This is a genomic window from Mycobacterium pinniadriaticum, from assembly GCF_026242045.1.
In the GTDB taxonomy this organism is placed as follows: Bacteria; Actinomycetota; Actinomycetes; order Mycobacteriales; family Mycobacteriaceae; genus Mycobacterium; species Mycobacterium pinniadriaticum.
Genome location: NZ_JAPJDO010000038.1, coordinates 18,098 through 38,419, shown reverse-complemented (window position 1 = coordinate 38,419; position 20,322 = coordinate 18,098). Strand labels below are relative to the sequence as shown.

Below are 20,322 nucleotides of genomic sequence, written 5' to 3'. Positions count from 1 at the left end.
GTCCGGGCGACCACGCGGGCCGCTAGATCGCTTCGGGATCCTCGGCGACGGCGTCGGCGGCTCGCTGGCACAACCCGACGGCGACGCGGGCCCACGCGGCGGTCGCGCCGGCCAACCCGCAGGCCGGGCTGACGCCGACACGGTTGCGGACCGAACCGCGGGAGAAGCCGATCCGGTCGGTGATCGCGACCGCGGCTGCGGCCACCTCCTCGGCCGACGATTGCTTCACCGGGGCGCTGGTCGGCACCAGCCCGAAGACCACGGCGCGGCCCGAGTCCAGAAACTCGCCCAGCCCATCGAAATCGGCGTCGCCGAGTGTGCTCGCATCCACCGAAATGGCATTGATCATGCTGCGCTGCAAGACATTCCAGGGCAGTCCGGTCGAACAGCTGTGCAGTAGCACCTCGGTGCCCGCACCGGCCACGCATTCGTCGAGCAGCCCGATGGCCACCGCCTCGTCGACCGAATGCACCGGGTTCAGGGCCGTCACCCCGGTCAGCCGGCCCGCCAGCGCGGCCGACAGCAGTGGCTCGTCGTATTGCACCACGACCGTCGTCGACAGCCGCCGCGCCAGCTCGGCGCGGTGCCGCGCCACCCCCTCGGCCAGCGAGGACGCCAGATCCCGAACCGCCCCGGCATCGGTGAGCGCCCGGTGTCCGTTGGCCAGCTCCAGCTGAGCGGCCAGCGTGATCGGACCGGGCGCCTGAACCTTGACCGGCCGCCCCGAGCCCGGCCCGCCGGCCTTCTCCCACGCCTCCTCAATGGCGTCGATGTCCTCGTCGAGCAGGCTGATCGCCCGGCGGGTGACCGCACCCGGCCGGGCCGCGATGCGGTAGCCGCGGGGGACGGTGTCGATGGCGATGTCGACCAGCAGACCGCCGGCCCGGCCGACCAGGTCCGCACCGACGCCGCGGGCCGGCAATTCGACCAGGTGGGGCAGCCGGTGCAGCTCGCCGACCACGATGTCGGCAGCCTCCCGCGGTGCCGAACCCGGCCACGAACCGATCCCGGTGGCCGCGGCGAAAGCACTCACCGGCCAACCGTATTGGACAGGCCGGGCGCATCGCGCGGCCGGGGGCATAACGTGTTGGGAATGACGGTGCGCGCGGGGCTGGCCTGTTGCGCGGCGGCGGCCCTGCTGACCGGTTGCACCCAGTGGGTCGAGGGGTCGCCCTTACGCGCCGCCAGCGAGCCACCGTACCGGCCGCCGGGGATCGTCGACGTCGACCAGGTGCTCCTCACCCAGGCCCAGATGCGGGCGATCACCGGCGGCGGCCAGGACCTGACGATCATCCCGAGCATGGACGGCAAGTACCAGGTGGATATCGAGCCCCTCGCCGAGTCGGTGCCCCGGGACTGTCGCTTCGTCTTCGCCGAGACGGACACCTTCGGCAGCGACGTCGCGGATTTCCACAAGACGAGCTTCCAGTACCCGGCCCGGGGTGCACTGATCTCCGAGGCGGCGGCGGCCTACCGCGACGACGCCGCGGCGCGGCAGGCGTTCAACATGCTCTCCACCGCGGTGCATCGCTGTGCTGACGGTTCCATGGGTTCCTATCTGGTCGGCGAGGTCGACGGCGATACCGATTCGCTGCGGACCCGGCCGGGCCGGTGCGGCCGCGACTACCGGCTGAAGTCCTCGGTGCTGGTGGAGGTGACGTTCTGCGCGTTCCCCGAATCGGTGCCCGAGATCGTCATGACCAATATCGTCAACAAGATTCCGGGCGGTTGAGGATCGTCGCGCTGCCGATGACCTCGTCACCGGCCGGGTCGGGCCGGTAGAGCACCATCGTCTGGCCCGGCGCGACACCACGCAGCGGAGTGCGCAGCGCCACCCTCAGCTCACCGCCGACAACCTCGGCGACACCGGCGACCGTCCCGCCGTGCGCGCGCACCTGCACCTCGCATTCCACCGGACCGTCCGGGGTCCGCCCGGAGGTGAACACCGGGCGCTCACCGGTCAGCGACCGCACATCGAGATCCTCCTTCGCGCCCACCCGCACCGTCTGCGACTCGGCGTCGATGGCGGTGACGTAGCGCGGCAGGCCGTCCGGCCCGGGCCCGGCGATACCGAGGCCCTTGCGCTGGCCGATGGTGAATCCGTGCACCCCGTCGTGCTCGGCGAGGACGGCACCAGTGGCATCGTCGATGACGGTTCCGCGTCGCACACCGATCCGGGCGCCGAGAAACGCCTGGGTATCGCCGGACGGGATGAAGCAGATGTCGTGACTATCGGGCTTGTCGGCCACCGCCAGACCGCGGCGGGCAGCCTCCTCGCGGATCGCCGGCTTGGGAGTGTCGCCCACGGGGAACGCGGCGTGGCGCAGCTGTTGGGCGGTCAGCACACCCAGCACATAGGACTGGTCCTTGTCCGGGTCGACGGCGCGACGCAGACGGCCTTCGGACAGCCGGGCGTAGTGGCCGGTGGCCACCGAGTCGAAGCCCAGCGCCAGCGCCTTGGCCGCCAGGGCGGAGAACTTGATCTTCTCGTTGCACCGCACGCACGGGTTGGGGGTCTCGCCGCGTTCGTAGGACGAGACGAAGTCGTCGATCACTTCTTCGGCGAACTGGTCGGCGAAATCCCAGACGTAGAACGGAATCCCGAGTACATCGGCGACACGTCGGGCGTCACCGGCGTCCTCCTTGGAGCAGCAGCCCCGGGATCCGGTGCGCAAGGTGCCCGGCGTACGCGACAGTGCCAGGTGCACACCGACGACGTCGTGGCCGGCGTCCACCATCCGGGCAGCGGCCACCGAGGAGTCGACGCCGCCGCTCATCGCGGCCAGCACCCTCATCGCAGTGCCCCCAGTGCGGAACTAGCCAATGCGGCCTGGCGGGCGCGCTCGACGGCAGCCGGCAGCACGCGCAACGCCGCGTCGACATCGGCATCGGAGCTGTTGTGTCCCAACGATAGTCGCAGTGAGCCGCGGGCGGCATCGGCATCGGCACCCATGGCCAGCAGGACGTGCGACGGCTGGGCCACCCCGGCCGTGCAGGCCGACCCGGTCGAGCATTCGATTCCGTTCGCGTCCAACAACATCAGCAAGGAGTCACCCTCGCAGCCGCGGAACGTGAAATGGGTGTTGCCCGGCAGTCGCCGGTCGCCGAGGGCTCCGTTGACGTGGGTGTCGGCGATGGAGTCCAGCACCCCGGCGATGAGCCGCTCACGCAGGACACGCAGCCGGACGCCGGTGGCGTCGAGGGACTCGACGGCGATGTCGGCGGCCGCGGCCATCGCGACCGCACCGGCGACATCAGGTGTACCGGAACGGATGTCGCGCTCCTGACCGCCGCCATGCAGCAGTGGGACGCAGGCGGTGTTGCGGCGCAGCAGCAGAGCACCGACCCCGGCCGGTCCGCCGAACTTATGCGCGGCCAGGCTCACGGCCGACAGCGCCGATCCGGCGAAGTCGACCGGGATGTGACCGACCGCCTGGACGGCGTCGCTGTGGATCGGCACGTCGAACTCGGTGGCCACCGCGGCGAGTTCGGCGATCGGCATGATCGTGCCGACTTCGTTGTTGGCCCACATCACCGAGACCAGGGCGACCTCGTGTCCGTGCTCGCGCAGGACGTCGCGCAGTGCGTCGGCGGTCACCGAACCGTCGGGTTCGGTCGGCAAGAACGTCACCTCGGCGCCCTCGTGCTCGGCCAGCCAGGTGACGGCGTCGAGGACGGCGTGGTGTTCGACCGCGGTGGTGACGATGCGGCGGCGTGCGGGCTCGGCGTCGCGGCGACCCCAGTAGATGCCCTTGACGGCGAGATTGTCGCTCTCGGTGCCGCCGGCGGTGAAGATCACTTCCGACGGCCGGGCACCCAGTCGCGCCGCGATGCTCTCGCGGGCCTCCTCCATCCGGCGCCGCGCAGCACGGCCCGCGGTGTGCAACGAGGAGGCGTTCCCGACAGTGGCCAGCGCAGCGGTCATCGCCTCGATGGCAGCGGGATACATCGGGGTGGTGGCAGCGTGGTCGAGATACACCGGACCGGCGGTCGGGCTCATAGCCCGTCCAGGATACCGGCAGCCGCAGTGGCGGCTCGCCGCCGTCAGCCCGCCAGGGCGTGGGCGTGGGCGAAGCGGGGCGCGATCTGCCCGCGCACGGCCACCTCGCAGCGTGCCGCCAGTTCGCGCCGGTCGGTGCCCGGCAGCTCCAGGGAGGCCACCTCGACATCGACCACGGTCAGCCGGGCCCGCGCCGTGCGGCTCAGTGTCTGCCACAGAGTGTCTTCGCCGATGAACGCCGCCACCGTCGACGGGCGTCCATCGCGGTGGTGGTAGGTCAACCGCAGCGGCTGAACCGGTCGTCCGGAGTCGACGGCGGCCTGGAACATCGCCGGCCGGAACTGGCCGTAAGCCAGGCCGCACCAGGTGGTGCCCTCCGGGAAGGCAACGACGGTCTGTCCGGTGCGCAGCCGGTCGGCAACCTGGGCCACCACCTGGGGCAGCCTGCGCAGGCTGCCCCGGTCGATCGGGATGACTTTCATGATGCGGGCCGCCAGGCCGACCGCCGGCCAGTCGACCAGGTCGGCGCGGGCGACGAAGGCGCCGGGCAGCACCGAACCGATGACGAAGATGTCGACCCACGACACGTGCCCACTGACCACCAGGACACCGCGCAGGTTGCGAATCGGCCCACCCGACACGGTGATTCGCACGCCCAGGCAGCGCAGGAAGGTCCGGCAGTACAACCGCTGCACCCGGCCCCGGCCCGGGATCGGCACCGCCAGCAGCGGCACCATCAGCAACAGCAGCAGCGCAGACGAGATGCGCACGGTGGCGCGCAGCCCGGCGACCACCCGCCGCGACGGCGGAGCACCACCGGCACGCACACAGCTGTCGTCGCACAGCGCCCGGGGCAGCCAGGCGTGCTCGGGGGCGGTCATGCGGTCTCTCCCATTCCGCCGGCCATCTCGCTGGCCGCCGAGACCGACCGCAGCCGGGTGAGGTAGCGGGTGTCGGCCTGCCGCTTGTCCAGCAGGGCCGGGAAATCGCCGACGCCGAAGTCCGGATCGTGGGCCGGCTCGCCGCAGACCCGGGCACCCAGGCGCAGGTAGCCGCGCATCAGCGGCGGAATGGTCGGCCTGGCCGGCGGCTGGATGTCGTCGAGTCCCAGTCCGTCGACCACGACCGGGCGATACGGGTAGACGGTGTGTTCGGCCGCGGCGGCATGGCGGCGCAGCACGAAGTCGCGCACCCCGCGGATCTGGCTGCCGGGGGCACCCTCGCCATGGGTGGGCACCGAGACGCATCCCGTGACGTAGTCGTACCCGCAGCGGTCCAGATAGGCCAGGATGCCCGCCCACATCAGCAGCACCACCGCGCCGTTGCGGTGGTCGGCCCGCACCACCGCACGACCCATCTCCACCAGCGACGGACGCAGCCGGTCCAGCGCGCTGACATCGAATTCCGTTGCGGTGTAGAGGCTTCCAGCGGCGATCGCGCCGGGCGGAGGCAGCATGCGGTAGCACCCGACAAGCTCGCCCGAGGTGTCCTCGCGAACCAGGAGGTGGTCGCAGAATTCGTCGAACCGGTCGGCGTCTCTGGCCTCGCCCTCGGTGGGCAGAGCGAACCCGGGTTCGGTGGTGAACACCTGATAGCGCAGCCGCTGAGCCGCCTCGATCAGGGCGGGGTCGGTGGACAGCAACAGCGAATAGCGTGGGCCGCGCAGCGCGGCGGACTCGTTCCGGTCGGGGGCTATGAGTACAGATGCAGTGCTCATAGCTGCACGGTTGCCCAGGTGTTGGGCCGGATGTCAACGCCTGCGTGACGTGTTCGTGCACGCTCGATGACCAATAAAATTATTGGCCCGCCAAGAGACACAAACGCCTCCGAACACTCGGCGTGTCGGAGGCGTTTGTGCCTGCTCGCGCAGAAAGAGTCAGCCCTTGCGAGCCTTGACCGCCTCGGTGAGCTGCGGCGCGACGTTGAACAGGTCGCCGACGATGCCGTAGTCGGCGACCTCGAAGATCGGCGCTTCCTCGTCCTTGTTCACCGCGATGATCGTCTTGGACGTCTGCATGCCGGCGCGGTGCTGGATGGCCCCGGAGATGCCCAACGCGATGTACAGCTGCGGCGAGACCGTCTTGCCGGTCTGGCCCACCTGGAACTGGCCCGGGTAGTAGCCGGAGTCGACGGCGGCACGCGATGCGCCCACCGCGCCGCCGAGCGAGTCGGCCAGGTCCTCGACCACCGAGAACTTCTCCGCACTTCCGACACCACGACCGCCGGACACCACGACACTGGCCTCAGTGAGCTCCGGGCGGTCACCGGCCACGGCGGGCTGGCGCGAGGTGATCCTGGTGGCGTTCTCGGCCTGTGCGGGCACCTCGACGCTGACCTGCTCGCCGGCCCCGGCGGCGGGCGCGGCCTCGACGGCACCGGGGCGCACGGTGATCACCGGGGTGTCACCGTTGGCCTGCGCATCGACGGTGAACGCGCCACCGAAGATCGAGTGGACGGCCTTGCCGCCTTCTTTGACCTCGACGACGTCGGACAGCACACCGGCACCCGTCCGCGCGGCCAGCCGGCCGGCGATCTCCTTGCCGTCGGCGTTGGCGGCCAGCAGCACGGCAGCCGGGGCGGCCGACTCCACCAGCGACGCCAGGACGTCAACGAAGGGGGTGATCAGATAGCTCTCCGCGTCCGCCGACTCGGCGACGTAGATCTTGGCCGCACCGGCGGCCTTGAGATCGTCGACCAGCGGAGCCGCGGTGCCCGGGGCGCCGATGACGACGGCGGAGGGCTCGCCCAGGGTACGGGCGGCGGTGATGAGTTCGGCGGTGACCTTCTTCACCGCACCTTCGGAATGCTCAACGAGCACAAGTACTTCAGCCATAGCGGTTCGTTCGCCTCTTGTTCTTATCTGTTGGTCGGGGACGGGGTTAGATGATCTTTTGCGCGACCAGGTACTCGGCGATCTTGGTGCCGCCGTCGCCCTCGTCGGTGATCTTCTCGCCTGCGGTCTTCGGCGGCTTCGGCGTCGACGCCGTCACCGAGGTCCCGGCGTTGGCCAGACCGACCTCGTCGCCCTCGACACCGATCTCGGCCAGCGTCAGGGTGGTCACTTCCTTCTTCTTGGCGGCCATGATGCCCTTGAAGGACGGGAAGCGGGGCTCGTTGATCTTCTCGGTGACGCTGATGACCGCGGGCAGCGGCGCCTCGACGGCGAACACACCCTCGTCGGTTTCCCGCTCGCCGCTGATCTTGCCGCCCTCGACGGTCACCTTGCGCAGGTGTGTCAGCTGGGGCAGGCCGAGGTACTCGGCGATGATCGCCGGGACGGCGCCGCCGGTGCCGTCGGTGGCCTCGTTGCCCGCGATGACCAGCTCGGTGCCCTCGATGGCGCCCAGCGCTCGGGCCAGCGCCCAGCCGGTCTGCACCATGTCGGAGCCGTGCATGCCGTCGTCGAGCAGGTGCACGGCCTTGTCGGCGCCCATCGACAGCGCCTTGCGGATCGCCTCGGTGGCGCGCTCCGGGCCGGCGGTCAGCACGGTGACGGTGCCGCCCGCGTCGCCTTCCTTCTCCTTGATCAGCAAGGCTTCTTCGACGGCACGCTCGTTGATCTCGTCCAGCACGGCGTCGGCAGCGTCGCGATCGAGCGTGAAGTCACCGTCGGACAGCTTGCGCTCGGACCACGTGTCTGGGACCTGTTTGATCAGGACCACGATGTTCGTCATGAGTCTTCTACGTCCTCCTGGCAGGCGTCCTGCGGCCAGCGAAGGTCGCAAGACATTTGGTCATTCCGCAACTCACATCATGTTACTAGTGGGTAACTTAGAGTGGTTCGCAGGAACACCATAGCTGGTCGAAGTTTGTGTTCTAGCAGCCCATCGGTACCGAGCAGTTCGCGAACCGCCAACTTCGCGTTAGCCTGCGTTGCAATGAGCGCATTCGTGACTGACGCAGGTGACAGCGGTTTGCCGCTGACCGGTGAGCGGACCATCCCCGGGCTGGCGGAGGAGAATTACTGGTTCCGCCGCCATGAGGTGGTGTACCGCCGCGTGCTGGACCTTTGCGCAGGTCGCGAAGTGCTCGAGGCGGGCTGTGGCGAGGGCTACGGAGCCGACATGATCGCGTCGGTGGCACGCCGGGTGGTGGCCGTGGACTACGACGCAGCCACGGTGGCGCACATCCGGACGCGTTATCCCCGCGTCAGCGTGGTCGCGGGCAATCTGGCGTCGCTCCCGCTGCCCGACGCTTCAGTTGATGTTGTGGTGAATTTCCAGGTCATCGAGCATCTGTGGGATCAGCCACAGTTCGTCGCCGAATGCGCGCGCGTGCTGCGGCCCGGCGGCCTGCTGCTGATGTCGACGCCCAACCGCATCACCTTCTCCCCCGGCCTCGACACCCCGGTCAACCCGTTCCACACCCGCGAGCTCAACGCCGGCGAACTCGCCGAGCTGCTCACCGACGGTGGTTTCGAGTTGCGCTCGATGAGCGGTGTGTTCCATGGTGCGGGCCTCGCCGCCATGGACGAACGCCACGGTGGCTCGATCATCGACGCCCAGATCGCCCGGGCGCTGGCCGACGCACCGTGGCCCGAGGATCTGCTGGCCGATGTGGCGGCCGTCCGCTGCGAGGACTTCGACCTGCTCGACTGCGGACCACTCCCCGGGTCGCTTCGCTCCTGCCCGCCGGACGGCGAGCGCGATATCGACGACAGCCTGGACCTGGTGGCGATCGCGGTGCGCCCGTGAGCCCGTCGGGACCGGTGCCGGCATCGGTACCCGGGCAGTTCACCCTCGTCCTGCACACCCACCTGCCCTGGCTGGCGCACCACGGCCGGTGGCCGGTCGGCGAGGAGTGGCTCTACCAGTCGTGGTCGGCGGCCTACCTCCCACTGATGCGGGTGCTGCGCACGCTCGCCGCGGAGGGTCGCCGCGGAGTGGTGACCCTGGGCATGACGCCGGTGGTGACCGCCCAGCTCGATGATCCCTACTGTCTGGACGGCATGCACCGCTGGTTGGCCAATTGGCAGCTGCGCGCGCTGGAGGCAGCCACCCTGCGCACCCCGACCGGCGCGGAGCCCGGCACCGCTACGACACCGGAAGCATTACGGCAGTTCGGTACTCGCGAATACGACGAAGCCAGCCGCGCATTGGCGGACTTCGGCACACTGTGGCGGCACGGGGCCAGTCCACTGCTGCGCGAGCTGATCGACGCCGGCACCGTGGAGCTCCTCGGCGGCCCGCTGGCGCACCCGTTCCAGCCGCTGCTCAATCCCCGTCTGCGCGAGTTCGCGTTGCGCGAGGGGCTGGCCGACGCCGGTCAGCGCTTCGCCCACACGCCGAGGGGCATCTGGGCGCCCGAGTGCGCCTACGCCCCGGGTATGGAGCACGACTATGCCGCCGCCGGAGTCGGGCACTTCATGGTCGACGGCCCCTCGCTGCACGGCGACACCGCACTGGGCCGGCCCGTCGGGGCGACCGACGTGGTGGCGTTCGGCCGCGACCTTCAGGTCAGCTACCGGGTCTGGTCACCGAAGTCGGGCTACCCGGGGCATGCCGCCTACCGCGATTTTCACACCTACGACCACCTGACCGGGCTCAAGCCCGCCCGGGTCACCGGCCGAAACGTCGGCTCCGACGCCAAGGCCCCCTACGACCCGCAGCGCGCCGAGAAGGCAATCGACACCCACGTCGCCGACTTCGTCTCCCTGGTGCGCCAGCGGCTGATCTCCGAGTCCGAGCGCATCGGCCGGCCCGCCCACGTGGTGGCCGCCTTCGACACCGAATTGTTCGGCCACTGGTGGTACGAGGGTCCGCTCTGGCTGGAGCGGTTGCTGCGCGCGCTGCCGGCGGCTGGGGTCAAGGTCGGCACCCTGAGCGACGCGCTGTCCGCCGGGTTGGTCGGCGCACCCGTCGAACTACCACCCAGCTCCTGGGGATCCGGCAAGGACTGGCAGGTGTGGTCGGGTGAGCAGGTAGCCGACCTGGTCCAGCTCAACACCGAGGTCGTCGACACCGCCCTGGCCTGCGTCGACAAAGCGCTGGCGCACCGTGGCAACTTGCCCAGCCGGGATTTCGTCGCCGACCAGATCCTGCGCGAGACACTGCTGACGGTGTCCAGCGACTGGCCGTTCATGGTCAGCAAGGATTCGGCGGCCGACTACGCCCGCTACCGCGCGCACCTGCACGCACACGCCACCCGCGAGATCGCCGACGCGCTGGCATCGGGGCGTCGCGACGCCGCCGAGCGGCTGGCCGCCGGCTGGAACCGCGCCGACGGGTTGTTCGGCGCCCTGGACGCCCGGCGGCTGCCGTGAAAGTCCTTGACCGCGAGCGTGCGTGTCCGCACGCCGACACACCGCTACAACGAGCGGTTGGCGCACGCTCGCGACAGAAGGTCCCCGCGTGAAGATCCTCATGGTGTCGTGGGAGTACCCGCCGGTGATCATCGGCGGCCTGGGCCGGCACGTCTACCAGCTGGCAACCGCGCTGGCCGCCGACGGCCACGAGGTAGTGGTGCTGTCCCGACGCCCATCGGGCACCGATCCCAGTACGCATCCGACCACCGACGAGGTCCATGAGGGGGTGCGGGTGATCGCGGCCGCCCAGGACCCGCATGAATTCGACTTCGGCCGTGATCTGATGGCCTGGACACTGGCCATGGGTCACGCCATGACCCGCGCGGGCCTGACCCTGCAGGCCAAGGGCTGGCAACCCGACGTGGTCCACGCCCACGACTGGCTGGTCGCCCACCCGGCCATCGCACTGGCTGAGTTCTTCGATGTGCCAATGGTTTCGACGGTGCACGCCACCGAGGCCGGCCGGCATTCCGGCTGGGTGTCCGGGCAGATCAGCCGCCAAGTGCACGCCGTCGAGTCGTGGTTCGTCCGGGAGTCCGATTCGCTGATCGCCTGCTCGGCGTCGATGGCCGACGAGGTCGCCACGCTGTTCGGCCCGGAGTTGGGCGAAATCGTCGTCATCCGCAACGGAATCGATTCGAGCCGTTGGCCCTTCGCGCGTCGCCGGGCCCACGCCGGGCCGCCGGAACTGTTGTTCTTCGGCCGGCTGGAATACGAGAAGGGCGTGCACGAGGCGATCGCTGCACTGCCCCGGATCCGGCGCACCCATCCGGGGACCACCCTGACCATCGCCGGCGACGGCACGCAGCAGGACTGGCTCGTCGAACTGGCCCGAAAGCACAAGGTGATCAAGGCGATTCGCTTCGTCGGACGGGTCGACCACGACGAACTACTGCGCCTGTTGCACCGCACCGACGCCGCGGTGCTGCCCAGCCACTACGAACCGTTCGGCATCGTGGCTCTCGAAGCGGCCGCGGCGGGTGCGCCGCTGGTCACCTCCAATGTCGGCGGACTCGGCGAGGCGGTCATCGACGGCGAGACCGGGGTGTCGTGCCCGCCGCGCGACGTCGCCGCGCTGGCTTCGGCGGTACGGCGGGTTCTCGACGATCCCGTTGCCGCGCAGCAGCGCGCGAACGCCGCGCGGCAGCGGCTGACCTCGGATTTCGACTGGCACACCGTGGCCGCCGAGACCGCCCAGGTCTACCTGGCCGCCAAACGCCGGGAACGCGAGCCACAGCCCCGCCGGCCCATCATCGAGCACGCCCTGCCGGGGCGTTGACACCTCCGACGGCGCGTCAGGGCGTCCAGATCAACAGGTCCTGCATGCCGTTGTTCATGGTGACCGTGGTCGGCGCCGGACCGGTGACGTCGAAGTGGATCTTGCCCGTCGCCTGCGCGCCCTGCGGGATGGTGGCGCCGCTGATGTTCGACGGGGCGGCCACCATCCACAGCACTCGGTAAGCCGCCTGGTTGGGGGCGACCGCGTTGAACTGCGAGATGGCCGGCGTCACGGGTCCACTCAGGGCCACCACGGTCGCGGTCGCCTCCCAGAGCTGGCCGGCGACCTGGTAGCCCGGCATCACGTCGTTGCTGGGTTTGAGGTCGCTGACCGTCCAACTCAAGGCGACCTGGCCGACACTGTCGGTCATCGTCAGCGGACTGCCCAGCCTGCCGACGATGGGATAGTCGGTCGCGGCCGAGAACGGTGCGACCGCCAGCGCGATGAGTACGCTCACCGCGGTGGCCAGTACTGCCTTGACAACTCTGGAGATCTTCACAGTGCCCTCCCCGACGAAGACGTGAATGGATGCCTCTGCATAACTCCAGACAAATGCCGGGCCATAGAGCCCTAACGCCCACCCTGTTGTGACTTAAGTCACTAACGAGCGGCTTTTTTCCGCTCGATGTCGGCCAGCGCGGCGGCCAGTTCGGCGCGCTGGGCGGCCGAGGTCTCCCAGGCCAGTTTGCGGTTCTTGACCACCTTGGCCGGCGAGCCGACAGCGATGGAGAAGTCCGGAATCTCGCCCTTGACCACGGCATGAGCACCGAGCACACAGCCGCGGCCGATCGTCGTGCCCCGCAGTACGGTCACCTTGGCCGCGATCCAGGTGTCCGGGCCGATACGCACCGGACTCTTGACGATGCCCTGGTCCTTGATCGCCATCTCGATGTTGTCCATCTTGTGGTCGAAGTCGCAGACGTAGCACCAGTCGGCCATCAACGCCGAGTCACCCAGCTCGATGTCCAGGTAGCAGTTGATGACGTTGTCGCGGCCCAGTACCACCTTGTCGCCGAACCGCAGCGAGCCTTCGTGGGCGCGAATGGTGTTCTTGTCGCCGATGTGTACCCACCGGCCGATCTCCAGCTGGGCCAGTTCGGGGGTGGCGTGGATCTCGACGTCCTTGCCGAGGAACACCATCCCGCGGGTGATGATGTGCGGGTTGGTGAGCTTGAACTTCAGCAGCCGCCAATAGCGCACCAGGTACCAGGGCGTGTACGCCCGATTGGCGATGACCCAGCGCAGCGATTCCTTGGTGAGGAACCTGGCCTGACGCGGATCACGCAGGCGAGAGCCCCTCCACCGTTTGTGGATCGGCGAGCCCCACATCGTCGTCATGGGCTGAGAGCCTAACCGAGGAGGGGCACGGGTTACCCTCGCCTGTACCGTCCCGTTCGGGACGGCCGGGACAGGGAGGACACGGGTGCTGCGGCGATTGCTGGCGTCGGCGTCGACCGCGCTGGTCGTGACCGGCTTGGCCGGCTGCGGCAACACCGACTCCTGGGTCGATTCCACCGCGGCGCACGGGTGGGCGGCCCAGTACGGCGACGCCGCCAACAGCAGCTACACCGCCACCGGCGGCGCCTCCACGCTGCGGCTGCAGTGGAGCCGATCGGTGAAAGGCGAGCTGGGTGCCGGCGCGGCGCTGGGCGACGGCGCCTATCTGGCGGTCAACGGACAGACCGCGGCCGGATGTTCGTTGATGGTGTGGGAGAACGACAACAACGGCCGGCAACGATGGTGCACCCGCATGGTTCTGGGCGGCGGATTCGCCAGCCCGCTGTTCGATCAGTTCGACAATCTCTATGTCGGCCAGCCGGGCATGATGCAGTCCTACCCACCCACGCAGTGGATCCGCTGGCGCCAGAACGTCATCGGAATGCCCACGACGGCTAGGTTTCTCGGCGGTGGTCAACTGCTGGTGGTCACCCATCTCGGGCAGGTTCTGGTATTCGACTCGCATCGCGGCGAGGTGAGCGGAACCCCACTGGATCTTGTCGAAGGGCTGGATCCGACCGACTCCACCCGCGGACTGGCCGACTGCGCTCGGGGGTTGCCGCAATGCCCGGTGGCCGCGCCGCCGGCGTACGCCGCGGCCACGCACATGATCGTCGTGAGCGTGTGGCAGCCCGGTGCCGAGGCATCGACACTCATCGGCCTGCGATACCACCCGGGCCAGACCCCCCTGCTGACCCGGGAGTGGACCAGCGACGTCGTCGCCGCCGGCGTCCTGGCCGCGCCGGTCTCCTCCGCCGACGGCAGCACCGTCTACATCACCGGTCGTGACCGCAAGCTGTGGGCGCTCAACACCTCCGACGGAAAGCTGAAATGGTCTGTGCCGCTGGACTTTCAGCCGCAGACGCCGCCATCGGTGTCACCGGATGGCCTGATCGTCTGCGGCGGTGGCCCGAATACCCACCTCGTTGCGGTCAAGGACGCCGGCAGCCACGCCGACGTGACCTGGCGCCGAGACGACATCACACCGCTGAGCACGTCGAGCCAGGCTGGCGGGGTGGCCTACACGGTGGTGGCCGACCCGCAGTCGGGCCTGTCGCTGCTGGTGTTCGGTCCCGCCGACGGCCACACCCTCGACAACTACCCGCTACCCGAGGCGGACGGCTTCCCGGTGGGGATTTCGGTGGGCCTGCATCGTCGTGTGGTGGTGGCGACCAGCGCAGGCCAGGTGTACAGCTTCGAGCCGGCCGACTGACGATGCGGGGCTAACACGCTCGGTCACACGAGCGGCCAATCGTGCACCGGTGTGCCGGTGTTCGCGTTCTCGACGTACCGGCGGGTCATCTCGTGCAACGCCGTTATCCGTTCGGCGCCGGCGTCCTGCAAACGCTGGACCGTCGCAGCCTGCCATGTCGCGCCCGTGCGGCCGCGACGGGCCCGTGCCTCGATGATGCCCAGGTAGTGATCGCGGTCGGCGTGGGCGATACCCCAGGAGTCGAGCCCGTCGGCGGCCATCGGTACCAGGACATCGGCCACCAACTCTGCGGCAGGTCGATCTTCGCCGTTCCAGTGCAGCACCGCCCCGAGGCCGAACCGCGCCGCCCGGTGCAGATCGCGCTCCGCGGTCGCAAACGATGTCCGTGTCCACGGCACCCGACCACTGTCCACGACGGCCCGGACCAGTCCGTAGTAGAAGGCCGCGTTGGCGACCATGTCGACCGGCGTCGGGCCACTGGGCAAGACCCGATTTTCGATGCGTAGTTGCGGGATGCCTGCTTGGACGTCGTAGACCGGGCGATTCCACAACCACACCGTCCCGTTGTGCAATCTGAGTTCGTGCAACGCCGGAGTGCGGCCGGCCAGGTAGGCCGTGTCCGGATCCTCCGGTTCCAGGGTTGGGAAGAGCGGGGGGTAGAGACGAACGAGGCTGTCGAAAAGGTCGACGGGACCATCGATCCACCCTTCGCCCAGCTCCACCCGCGCGGCGGCCCTTGCCTTGACCTCCGCGGGTCGCCGCGAGTCGAACAGCTGCTCCATCATCGGAATCCGGGATTCCTCCCAGACGTGATTGCCAAGCAGGAAGGGCGAATTCGCCGCGACCGCAACCTGGACGCCGGCGCTCAACTGCGCGGCGTTGTAATACGCCGCGAAATGCTCCGGCGCGACCCGCAGGTGGAGTTGCAGGCTCGTCGCGCACGCTTCGAGGGCGACCGAATCGGGTGAGAAGTCGACAGGCTCGACCGCCTCCGGTATCCGAATACGGAAGGCGCGATGACGGGCGGCCCGCAGACGACGACTCATCAAGGCGTACCGGGGGTTGGTGGAGAGCCGCTCGGCCGTCATGTGCTCGGCGGCCGCGGTGGGCAGCGTGCCGACGGAGATGATCCGCGCCCCCAGCCCGGCGATGCGGCCACCCGATCGGTCCAGGACCTCGGTGAGCAGCTGCTGGCAGTCGTGGAACACCCGACCGTGGAGGGGTTGTGGAGCAAGGTTGAACTCGATGTTGAACCGGCCGAGTTCGTGCTTCATATCGGAGCGGTCCAGGCACGCCAAAACCGAGTCGTTGATGAGGCGCGGTCGGCCCAACGGGTCGACGAGATCGAGTTCGACCTCCATACCCATGCTGTCCTCGTGGCCGCGGAATGCCCCGGAGCCGACCATGTCGCGCAGCAGCGCAACGGAGCGCTCCAGTCGGTGGTGCACCTGTTCGTCATGTCCGACGATCAGTTCGCCCGCTTCGATCCGGTCACCCATGACTCATCTCCCCGCGGTGGACTCGACGACCGATCGCACCGCCCGCCGGCAGCGATTGTGTCTCTGGGTTCCATCGTCACCCGATCGAGACGAACGCGCAGCCCGTGGCGCGCCGAGGGCCTCAGAGTTGCAGCGGGGGCAGCGCTGCCCGCGGCACCGAAGCCGACGTCGCCCCGGCATCCGAGGGCAACAGCACGCCCTGGCCGAAGAAGAAGATCACCGCGTCGTCGGTGATGGCGAAGTTCTGGTAGTGCGACGGATCCAGCCCGTCGCTGCTGGCGATGACGCCGGTCAGACCGGTCTGGCGCTCCAGATCACGTTGCACGACCGGGAAAATCGCGTCGACAGCGTTCACACCCGGCGCGAACAGGGTGTCGAAGGTGACCGGCTTGCGCTGGGCGACATCGTAGGTGAACGCCTTGTACCAGGTCGTCGGGTGCGCGCCACCGACATCCTGGAACAGTTTGAGGACCACACTCTGGGTGCCAGCGGTGGGCGGACCGGAGCTGAATGACTGTGCGGTGACGTCCATTTCGTAGGGCGCGCTTCGAAAGGCCGGGGTCTGCGCGACATTGGTGAATCCGTCGCGGTTCTGTATCAGGTAGTCGACGACGGCCTGCTCGTCGGCGAAGTCGGTGGGAAACTTCAGATCCATCATGTACCCGGGGGCATCGCTGTGCACGTGGCAGACGTTGCCGGCTTCCACAGCACCACCCAGCGCCGCGCACCCGTCCTGTGCCGCGGACACCGCGACGGCGGGATCACCGAGCAGAACACCCGTGGCCAGCACTGCGGCCAAACTGAGAATGCGCATCTGCCAATCGTCCTCGCGCCGAGAAGACGGCACCGTCGCCGCCGCCGCCCAGCCTACCCGGCCGCGCCGGACGGTCGGCACAGGAACACGACCGTACGTTCGCCCGCACCTGACCCGATCCGGGTGATCACCAGCGAGACCGGCAGGTGGCCCGCCGGCCGCAGCCGGCGCCGCAACCGGTCGGGATCGACGTCCACCCCGCGCACCAGGATCTCCAGCTGCCCGCAGTCGCGCCGCGCGAGTGCCTGTCGCAACACCTTGTCGCGCAACGGCAGTTGCTCGAGTACCTCGAAACCGCGCACACCGGCAGGCACGTGATCGCCACTGAGATAGGCGATGTCGGGGTCGAGCTGCCACAGGCTGTGCCTGGCGGCGTAGTGCCGGACCAGTCCGGCGCGTACGATCGCGCCGTCGGGGTCCACGATCCACCGTCCGGCGGGGCGGACCGGACAATCGTCGGAGTCGGCATCAGTGACGATCTCGTCGCGATCCAGCACGCAGGCCCGGCGGCGCACCCCCGGTGCGGCCAGCTCCGATGACCACAGGCAGGCCTCGCGCACCGATCCACCCGACGAGGTCACCTCGATCTCCCCGGCGAAACCCAGTCGGTGGACGGCATCGAAATCGATTCCCGGCGCGCACTTCACCACGGTGGGCCGGCCGCGATACGTGTCGAGCAGGGCGTCCAGCGGCGGCACATAGTCGCGCGGGTCGAAGCGGCGGCGCCCGCCCGACCGGCGCGCCGGATCGAGCAGCACCACGGCGTCCCGGGTGATCGGGTGCAGCGCATCGGCACGGCACAGCGCGACCTCGGGAAGGTTGTGGTGGGCCATCGCCAACCGAACGTCGTCGAGGTCGCTGCCGATGACCATGGCCGCGGTCGCACGCAGGGCAGCCAGTTCGGTGCCGATGGAACAGGTCGCGTCGTGTACCACCACACCGGCCAGCCGGGCGGCGCGGTGCCGGGCCACCGGCGCCGCCGTGGCCTGCTGCAGCGCGTCGTCAGTGAACAGCCAGCCGGAGACATCGCCCAGTTCGCCGAGTTTGGTGGCGGCCTTGCGGCGCAGCAGAGTGGTTTCGATCAGCGTCACGCTGCGCTCGGCGAACTTTACGCGGATCGCCGCGACGTCGGCCAGTCGGCTGGCGTCGGTCAGCGGATAGCGGGCGACCTCGGCCAGCGCCGCCGTACCGGCGTCACTGGTGAGGTAGCTGACGTCGTCGCGACCGAAGGTCAGGACGGTTTGACCCCGGTGATCATGACGTTGTAATACCAGCCCTTGGGCACCACCCGGCGCCAGACGTTGTCGTCCAGCCAGCTCAGCCCGATCCAGCTGTTGAACGCGAACTTGGCCCAGCCCCAGCCCAGCTTGCCGGGGGGCACGGCGGCCTCGAAGGTGCGCAGCGGCCAGCCCAGCATCGCGGCGGTGAACTCCGTCGTCGCCGTCGACACGTCGACGGCTCCGGCGTTGCGGGCCATCCGCTCGAGATCGTCGGGGCCGAAGGTGTGCAGGTCGACGACGGCTTCCAGCGCCGCCGCGCGGGAGGATTCATCGAGTTCGGCCTGCGGTCGCCGCCAGCCGTCCAAGCCGGGCAGCTTGGTGGCGTTGGTGGCGACCCGCCAGGTCAGCGTCGACAACGAGCGGGCGTAGGTGTTGCCCACGCTGGTGGGCTCGCCGGCGAATACAAACCGTCCGCCCGGCTTGAGCACCCGGACGACCTCGCGCAGCGACTTTTCGACGTCCGGAATGTGATGCAGGACGGCGTGACCGACGACGAGGTCGAACGTGTCGTCCTCGTAGGGAATGCCTTCGGCGTCGGCGACCCGGCCATCGATGTCCAGGCCCAGGTTCTCGCCGTTACGGGTGGCGACCTTGACCATGCCGGGAGACAGGTCGGTCACCGAGCCGCGCCGGGCCACCCCCGCCTGGATCAGGTTGAGCAGGAAGAATCCGCTGCCACAGCCCAGCTCCAGGGCCCGGTCATAGGGCAGCCGGCGCAGTTCCTCGGGCGGCACGGTCGCGTCGAACAGGTTGCGGGCGTAATCCACGCAGCGCTTGTCATACGAGATCGACCACTTGTCGTCATAGGTCTCGGCCTCCCAGTCGTGGTACAGGATCTGGGCCAGCTTGCTGTCCTTGAGCGCCGCCTGGACTTGCTCCGCAGTGGCGCGCGGTTGGGGGGCCGGGTCGATCGTGGTCATCAGGGCAGCCTAACCGCCATCGTCCGCCGTGAAGATCTGGCCGTAGCGTTCGGCCTGCTCACCGGCATCGAGCTGGCCGTCGATCAGGGCTTTGGCACCGGCGAGCGCGGTCGGCGGGGTGTCGGTGAACCGGCTCGCCCACGCCGCGGCGGCGTCGAAGACGTTGTCGGGGGCAACCAACTCGTCGACGAGCCCGAGCGCCAGCGACTCCCTGGCGCCCACGAAACGACCACTGAACGCGAGTTCCTTGGCCCGCGCCGGGCCGGTCACCCGGGCCAGCAGTTGGCCTCCGCCGCCGCCGGGGACCAGGCCGGCCAGGATCTCGGTAGCGCCCAGCTTGACGTTGTCGCCGCTGACCCGCCAGTCGGCGGCCAGTGCCAGGCTGAGCCCCGCACCCAAGGCATAACCGGTGATCGCGGCCACCGTCGGCTTGGGGATCTCCGCGATCGCGTTGATGGCGTCGCGGCGCAGCAGGTCGGCAGCCTCGGCCTCGCCGCGGTTGAGCGTGCGCAGCTCGGGGATGTCGTCACCGACGGAGAAGATCTCGTGCCCGCCGAAGAGGATCACCGTGGCGATGTCGGTGCGATCGGCCAGTTCGCCGGCCGCGGCGACGAGCTCCCGGTAGGTCTGCCGGGTCAGCGCGTTGGTCGGTGGCCGCGACACCAGCAGCACGCCGACGCCGGGGTACTGCTCGCCGACATGGATGCTGACGAACTCCCGCACCTCAGTAGCCCTGTGGCGCTCGACGATTGCGGGCCTCGTTGTAGCGGTCGCTGTTGAAGAATTCGATCTCCCAGTTCCCCCCGTGAACAGCGAGATTGGGCTGTACCGCCACGATCTGGCGTTCCAGGGCGAGCACCTCGCCGACGCTGCGCCCGGCCAGCGAATCCAGCTGCGTCCAGGTCGGCGGCAACAGGAACGTGCGCGCCTCGGCGAAGTCCTCCAGCGCGGACTCCGGGCTGGTCCACGACGCTTGCTCGGACTCAGTGTTGTGGCCGTCGGCGCGTTGGCCGTGCGGGAGCGCACCGACGAAGAAGTAGGTGTCGTAGCGGCGGGTGCGCTCCTCTTCGGGGGTGACCCAGTTGGCCCACGGCCGCAGCAGATCGGCCCGCAACACCAGCTTCTCCCGGCGCAAGAACTCGGAGAACGACAGGCTGCGGTCGACCAGGGCCGCGCGGGCGTCGCGGTAGACCGACGCGTCGGCGACGATGCCGTCGGGATCGTCGGCGGGGCCGGCGAACAACACGCCGGATTCCTCGAACGTCTCGCGGGCCGCCGCGCACACCAGTGCTTCGGCGAGGTCGGCGTCGATGCCGAACCGACCGGCCCACCAGTCCGGCCCGGGGCCGAACCAGGCGATGTCCGAATTCCGGTCGCGGTCATCGACCCCACCGCCGGGAAACACCATCACCCCGCCGGCGAACTCCATCGCGCGGTGCCGGCGCATCAGGAATACCGAGATCCCCGATGGAGTGTCCCGGACCAGCATCACCGTCGCCGCCGGTCGGACCGGCAG

Annotated in this window: 20 protein-coding genes; 5 read left to right on the top strand and 15 right to left on the bottom strand. The window is 69.2% G+C overall.

Translation table 11 applies throughout. The annotated features are described in order from the left end of the window. Window positions 1–22: 22 nt before the first annotated feature. Window positions 23–1,033 carry a uroporphyrinogen decarboxylase/cobalamine-independent methonine synthase family protein gene (locus ORI27_RS27165; protein ID WP_266000221.1) on the bottom strand — a complete coding sequence of 337 codons (1,011 nt, stop codon included), beginning with the start codon at window positions 1,031–1,033 and terminating at the stop codon, window positions 23–25. Between the two features lie 60 nt (window positions 1,034–1,093). Between ORI27_RS27165 and ORI27_RS27160 the strand changes: the two genes are divergently transcribed. After that, complete coding sequence (locus ORI27_RS27160) at window positions 1,094–1,732, top strand: sensor domain-containing protein (protein WP_266000220.1); 639 nt, start codon at window positions 1,094–1,096, stop codon at window positions 1,730–1,732. Here ORI27_RS27160 and mnmA read toward each other — a convergent pair. From mnmA to ORI27_RS27130, 6 genes are all read right to left on the bottom strand, one after another. Next, complete coding sequence (gene mnmA / locus ORI27_RS27155) at window positions 1,710–2,795, bottom strand: tRNA 2-thiouridine(34) synthase MnmA (protein WP_266000219.1); 1,086 nt, start codon at window positions 2,793–2,795, stop codon at window positions 1,710–1,712. The two genes, ORI27_RS27160 and mnmA, sit on opposite strands and share 23 nt — an antisense overlap. Then, on the bottom strand, window positions 2,792–4,000 hold the full coding sequence (locus ORI27_RS27150; RefSeq protein WP_266000218.1) for a cysteine desulfurase family protein: 1,209 nt from the start codon (window positions 3,998–4,000) through the stop codon (window positions 2,792–2,794). The genes mnmA and ORI27_RS27150 overlap by 4 nt, the downstream gene beginning before the upstream one ends. Before the next feature lie 44 nt (window positions 4,001–4,044). After that, window positions 4,045–4,881: a lysophospholipid acyltransferase family protein gene (locus ORI27_RS27145; RefSeq protein WP_266000217.1), complete on the bottom strand. Its 837-nt coding sequence runs from the start codon at window positions 4,879–4,881 to the stop codon at window positions 4,045–4,047. Further along, complete coding sequence (locus tag ORI27_RS27140) at window positions 4,878–5,717, bottom strand: GNAT family N-acetyltransferase (RefSeq protein ID WP_266000216.1); 840 nt, start codon at window positions 5,715–5,717, stop codon at window positions 4,878–4,880. The genes ORI27_RS27145 and ORI27_RS27140 overlap by 4 nt, the downstream gene beginning before the upstream one ends. A 159-nt stretch (window positions 5,718–5,876) precedes the next feature. Further along, window positions 5,877–6,833 (bottom strand): electron transfer flavoprotein subunit alpha/FixB family protein, encoded by a 957-nt coding sequence (locus tag ORI27_RS27135; protein WP_266000215.1) that lies wholly within the window; start codon window positions 6,831–6,833, stop codon window positions 5,877–5,879. 46 nt (window positions 6,834–6,879) lie between these two features. Further along, window positions 6,880–7,674, bottom strand: coding sequence for an electron transfer flavoprotein subunit beta/FixA family protein (locus ORI27_RS27130; RefSeq protein WP_266000214.1), 795 nt, complete (start codon window positions 7,672–7,674; stop codon window positions 6,880–6,882). A 135-nt stretch (window positions 7,675–7,809) separates the two neighbouring features. Here ORI27_RS27130 and ORI27_RS27125 point away from each other — a divergent pair, with 135 nt between their 5' ends. The 3 genes from ORI27_RS27125 to ORI27_RS27115 all read left to right on the top strand — a co-directional run bounded on the left by ORI27_RS27125 (window position 7,810) and on the right by ORI27_RS27115 (window position 11,583). Next, on the top strand, window positions 7,810–8,694 hold the full coding sequence (locus tag ORI27_RS27125) for a class I SAM-dependent methyltransferase (protein ID WP_407666442.1): 885 nt from the start codon (window positions 7,810–7,812) through the stop codon (window positions 8,692–8,694). A 14-nt stretch (window positions 8,695–8,708) separates the two neighbouring features. Then, a complete protein-coding gene (locus ORI27_RS27120; RefSeq protein ID WP_266000237.1) occupies window positions 8,709–10,262 on the top strand; it encodes a glycoside hydrolase family 57 protein in 1,554 nt (517 codons plus the stop codon). An 88-nt stretch (window positions 10,263–10,350) separates the two neighbouring features. After that, window positions 10,351–11,583, top strand: coding sequence for a glycosyltransferase family 4 protein (locus ORI27_RS27115; RefSeq protein WP_266000212.1), 1,233 nt, complete (start codon window positions 10,351–10,353; stop codon window positions 11,581–11,583). Between the two features lie 16 nt (window positions 11,584–11,599). On the opposite strand, the gene ORI27_RS27110 is transcribed toward ORI27_RS27115, so the two are convergent. Continuing rightward, window positions 11,600–12,040: an MPT63 family protein gene (locus tag ORI27_RS27110; protein WP_266000236.1), complete on the bottom strand. Its 441-nt coding sequence runs from the start codon at window positions 12,038–12,040 to the stop codon at window positions 11,600–11,602. 143 nt (window positions 12,041–12,183) lie between these two features. Next, window positions 12,184–12,921, bottom strand: coding sequence for an acetyltransferase (locus ORI27_RS27105; RefSeq protein WP_266000211.1), 738 nt, complete (start codon window positions 12,919–12,921; stop codon window positions 12,184–12,186). A gap of 85 nt (window positions 12,922–13,006) precedes the next feature. Here ORI27_RS27105 and ORI27_RS27100 point away from each other — a divergent pair, with 85 nt between their 5' ends. After that, window positions 13,007–14,293 carry a PQQ-binding-like beta-propeller repeat protein gene (locus ORI27_RS27100; RefSeq protein WP_266000209.1) on the top strand — a complete coding sequence of 429 codons (1,287 nt, stop codon included), beginning with the start codon at window positions 13,007–13,009 and terminating at the stop codon, window positions 14,291–14,293. A gap of 23 nt (window positions 14,294–14,316) precedes the next feature. Here ORI27_RS27100 and ORI27_RS27095 read toward each other — a convergent pair whose 3' ends face one another. From ORI27_RS27095 to ORI27_RS27070, 6 genes are all read right to left on the bottom strand, one after another. Further along, the gene (locus ORI27_RS27095) at window positions 14,317–15,792 is read right to left on the bottom strand and encodes a glutamate--cysteine ligase family protein (protein WP_266000208.1); all 1,476 of its coding nucleotides are present in this window, start codon (window positions 15,790–15,792) and stop codon (window positions 14,317–14,319) included. A 121-nt stretch (window positions 15,793–15,913) separates the two neighbouring features. Then, window positions 15,914–16,606 carry an esterase gene (locus ORI27_RS27090; RefSeq protein WP_266000207.1) on the bottom strand — a complete coding sequence of 231 codons (693 nt, stop codon included), beginning with the start codon at window positions 16,604–16,606 and terminating at the stop codon, window positions 15,914–15,916. Window positions 16,607–16,659: 53 nt separating this feature from the next. Then, window positions 16,660–17,841, bottom strand: coding sequence for a THUMP-like domain-containing protein (locus tag ORI27_RS27085; RefSeq protein ID WP_407666443.1), 1,182 nt, complete (start codon window positions 17,839–17,841; stop codon window positions 16,660–16,662). Next, the gene (locus ORI27_RS27080) at window positions 17,838–18,806 is read right to left on the bottom strand and encodes a class I SAM-dependent methyltransferase (RefSeq protein WP_266000206.1); all 969 of its coding nucleotides are present in this window, start codon (window positions 18,804–18,806) and stop codon (window positions 17,838–17,840) included. Before ORI27_RS27080 ends, ORI27_RS27085 begins: the two co-directional genes overlap by 4 nt. A 9-nt stretch (window positions 18,807–18,815) precedes the next feature. Further along, window positions 18,816–19,529 (bottom strand): enoyl-CoA hydratase, encoded by a 714-nt coding sequence (locus tag ORI27_RS27075; RefSeq protein ID WP_266000205.1) that lies wholly within the window; start codon window positions 19,527–19,529, stop codon window positions 18,816–18,818. A gap of 1 nt (window position 19,530) precedes the next feature. Beyond that, window positions 19,531–20,295, bottom strand: coding sequence for an NUDIX hydrolase (locus tag ORI27_RS27070; RefSeq protein ID WP_266000234.1), 765 nt, complete (start codon window positions 20,293–20,295; stop codon window positions 19,531–19,533). Window positions 20,296–20,322 lie beyond the last annotated feature (27 nt).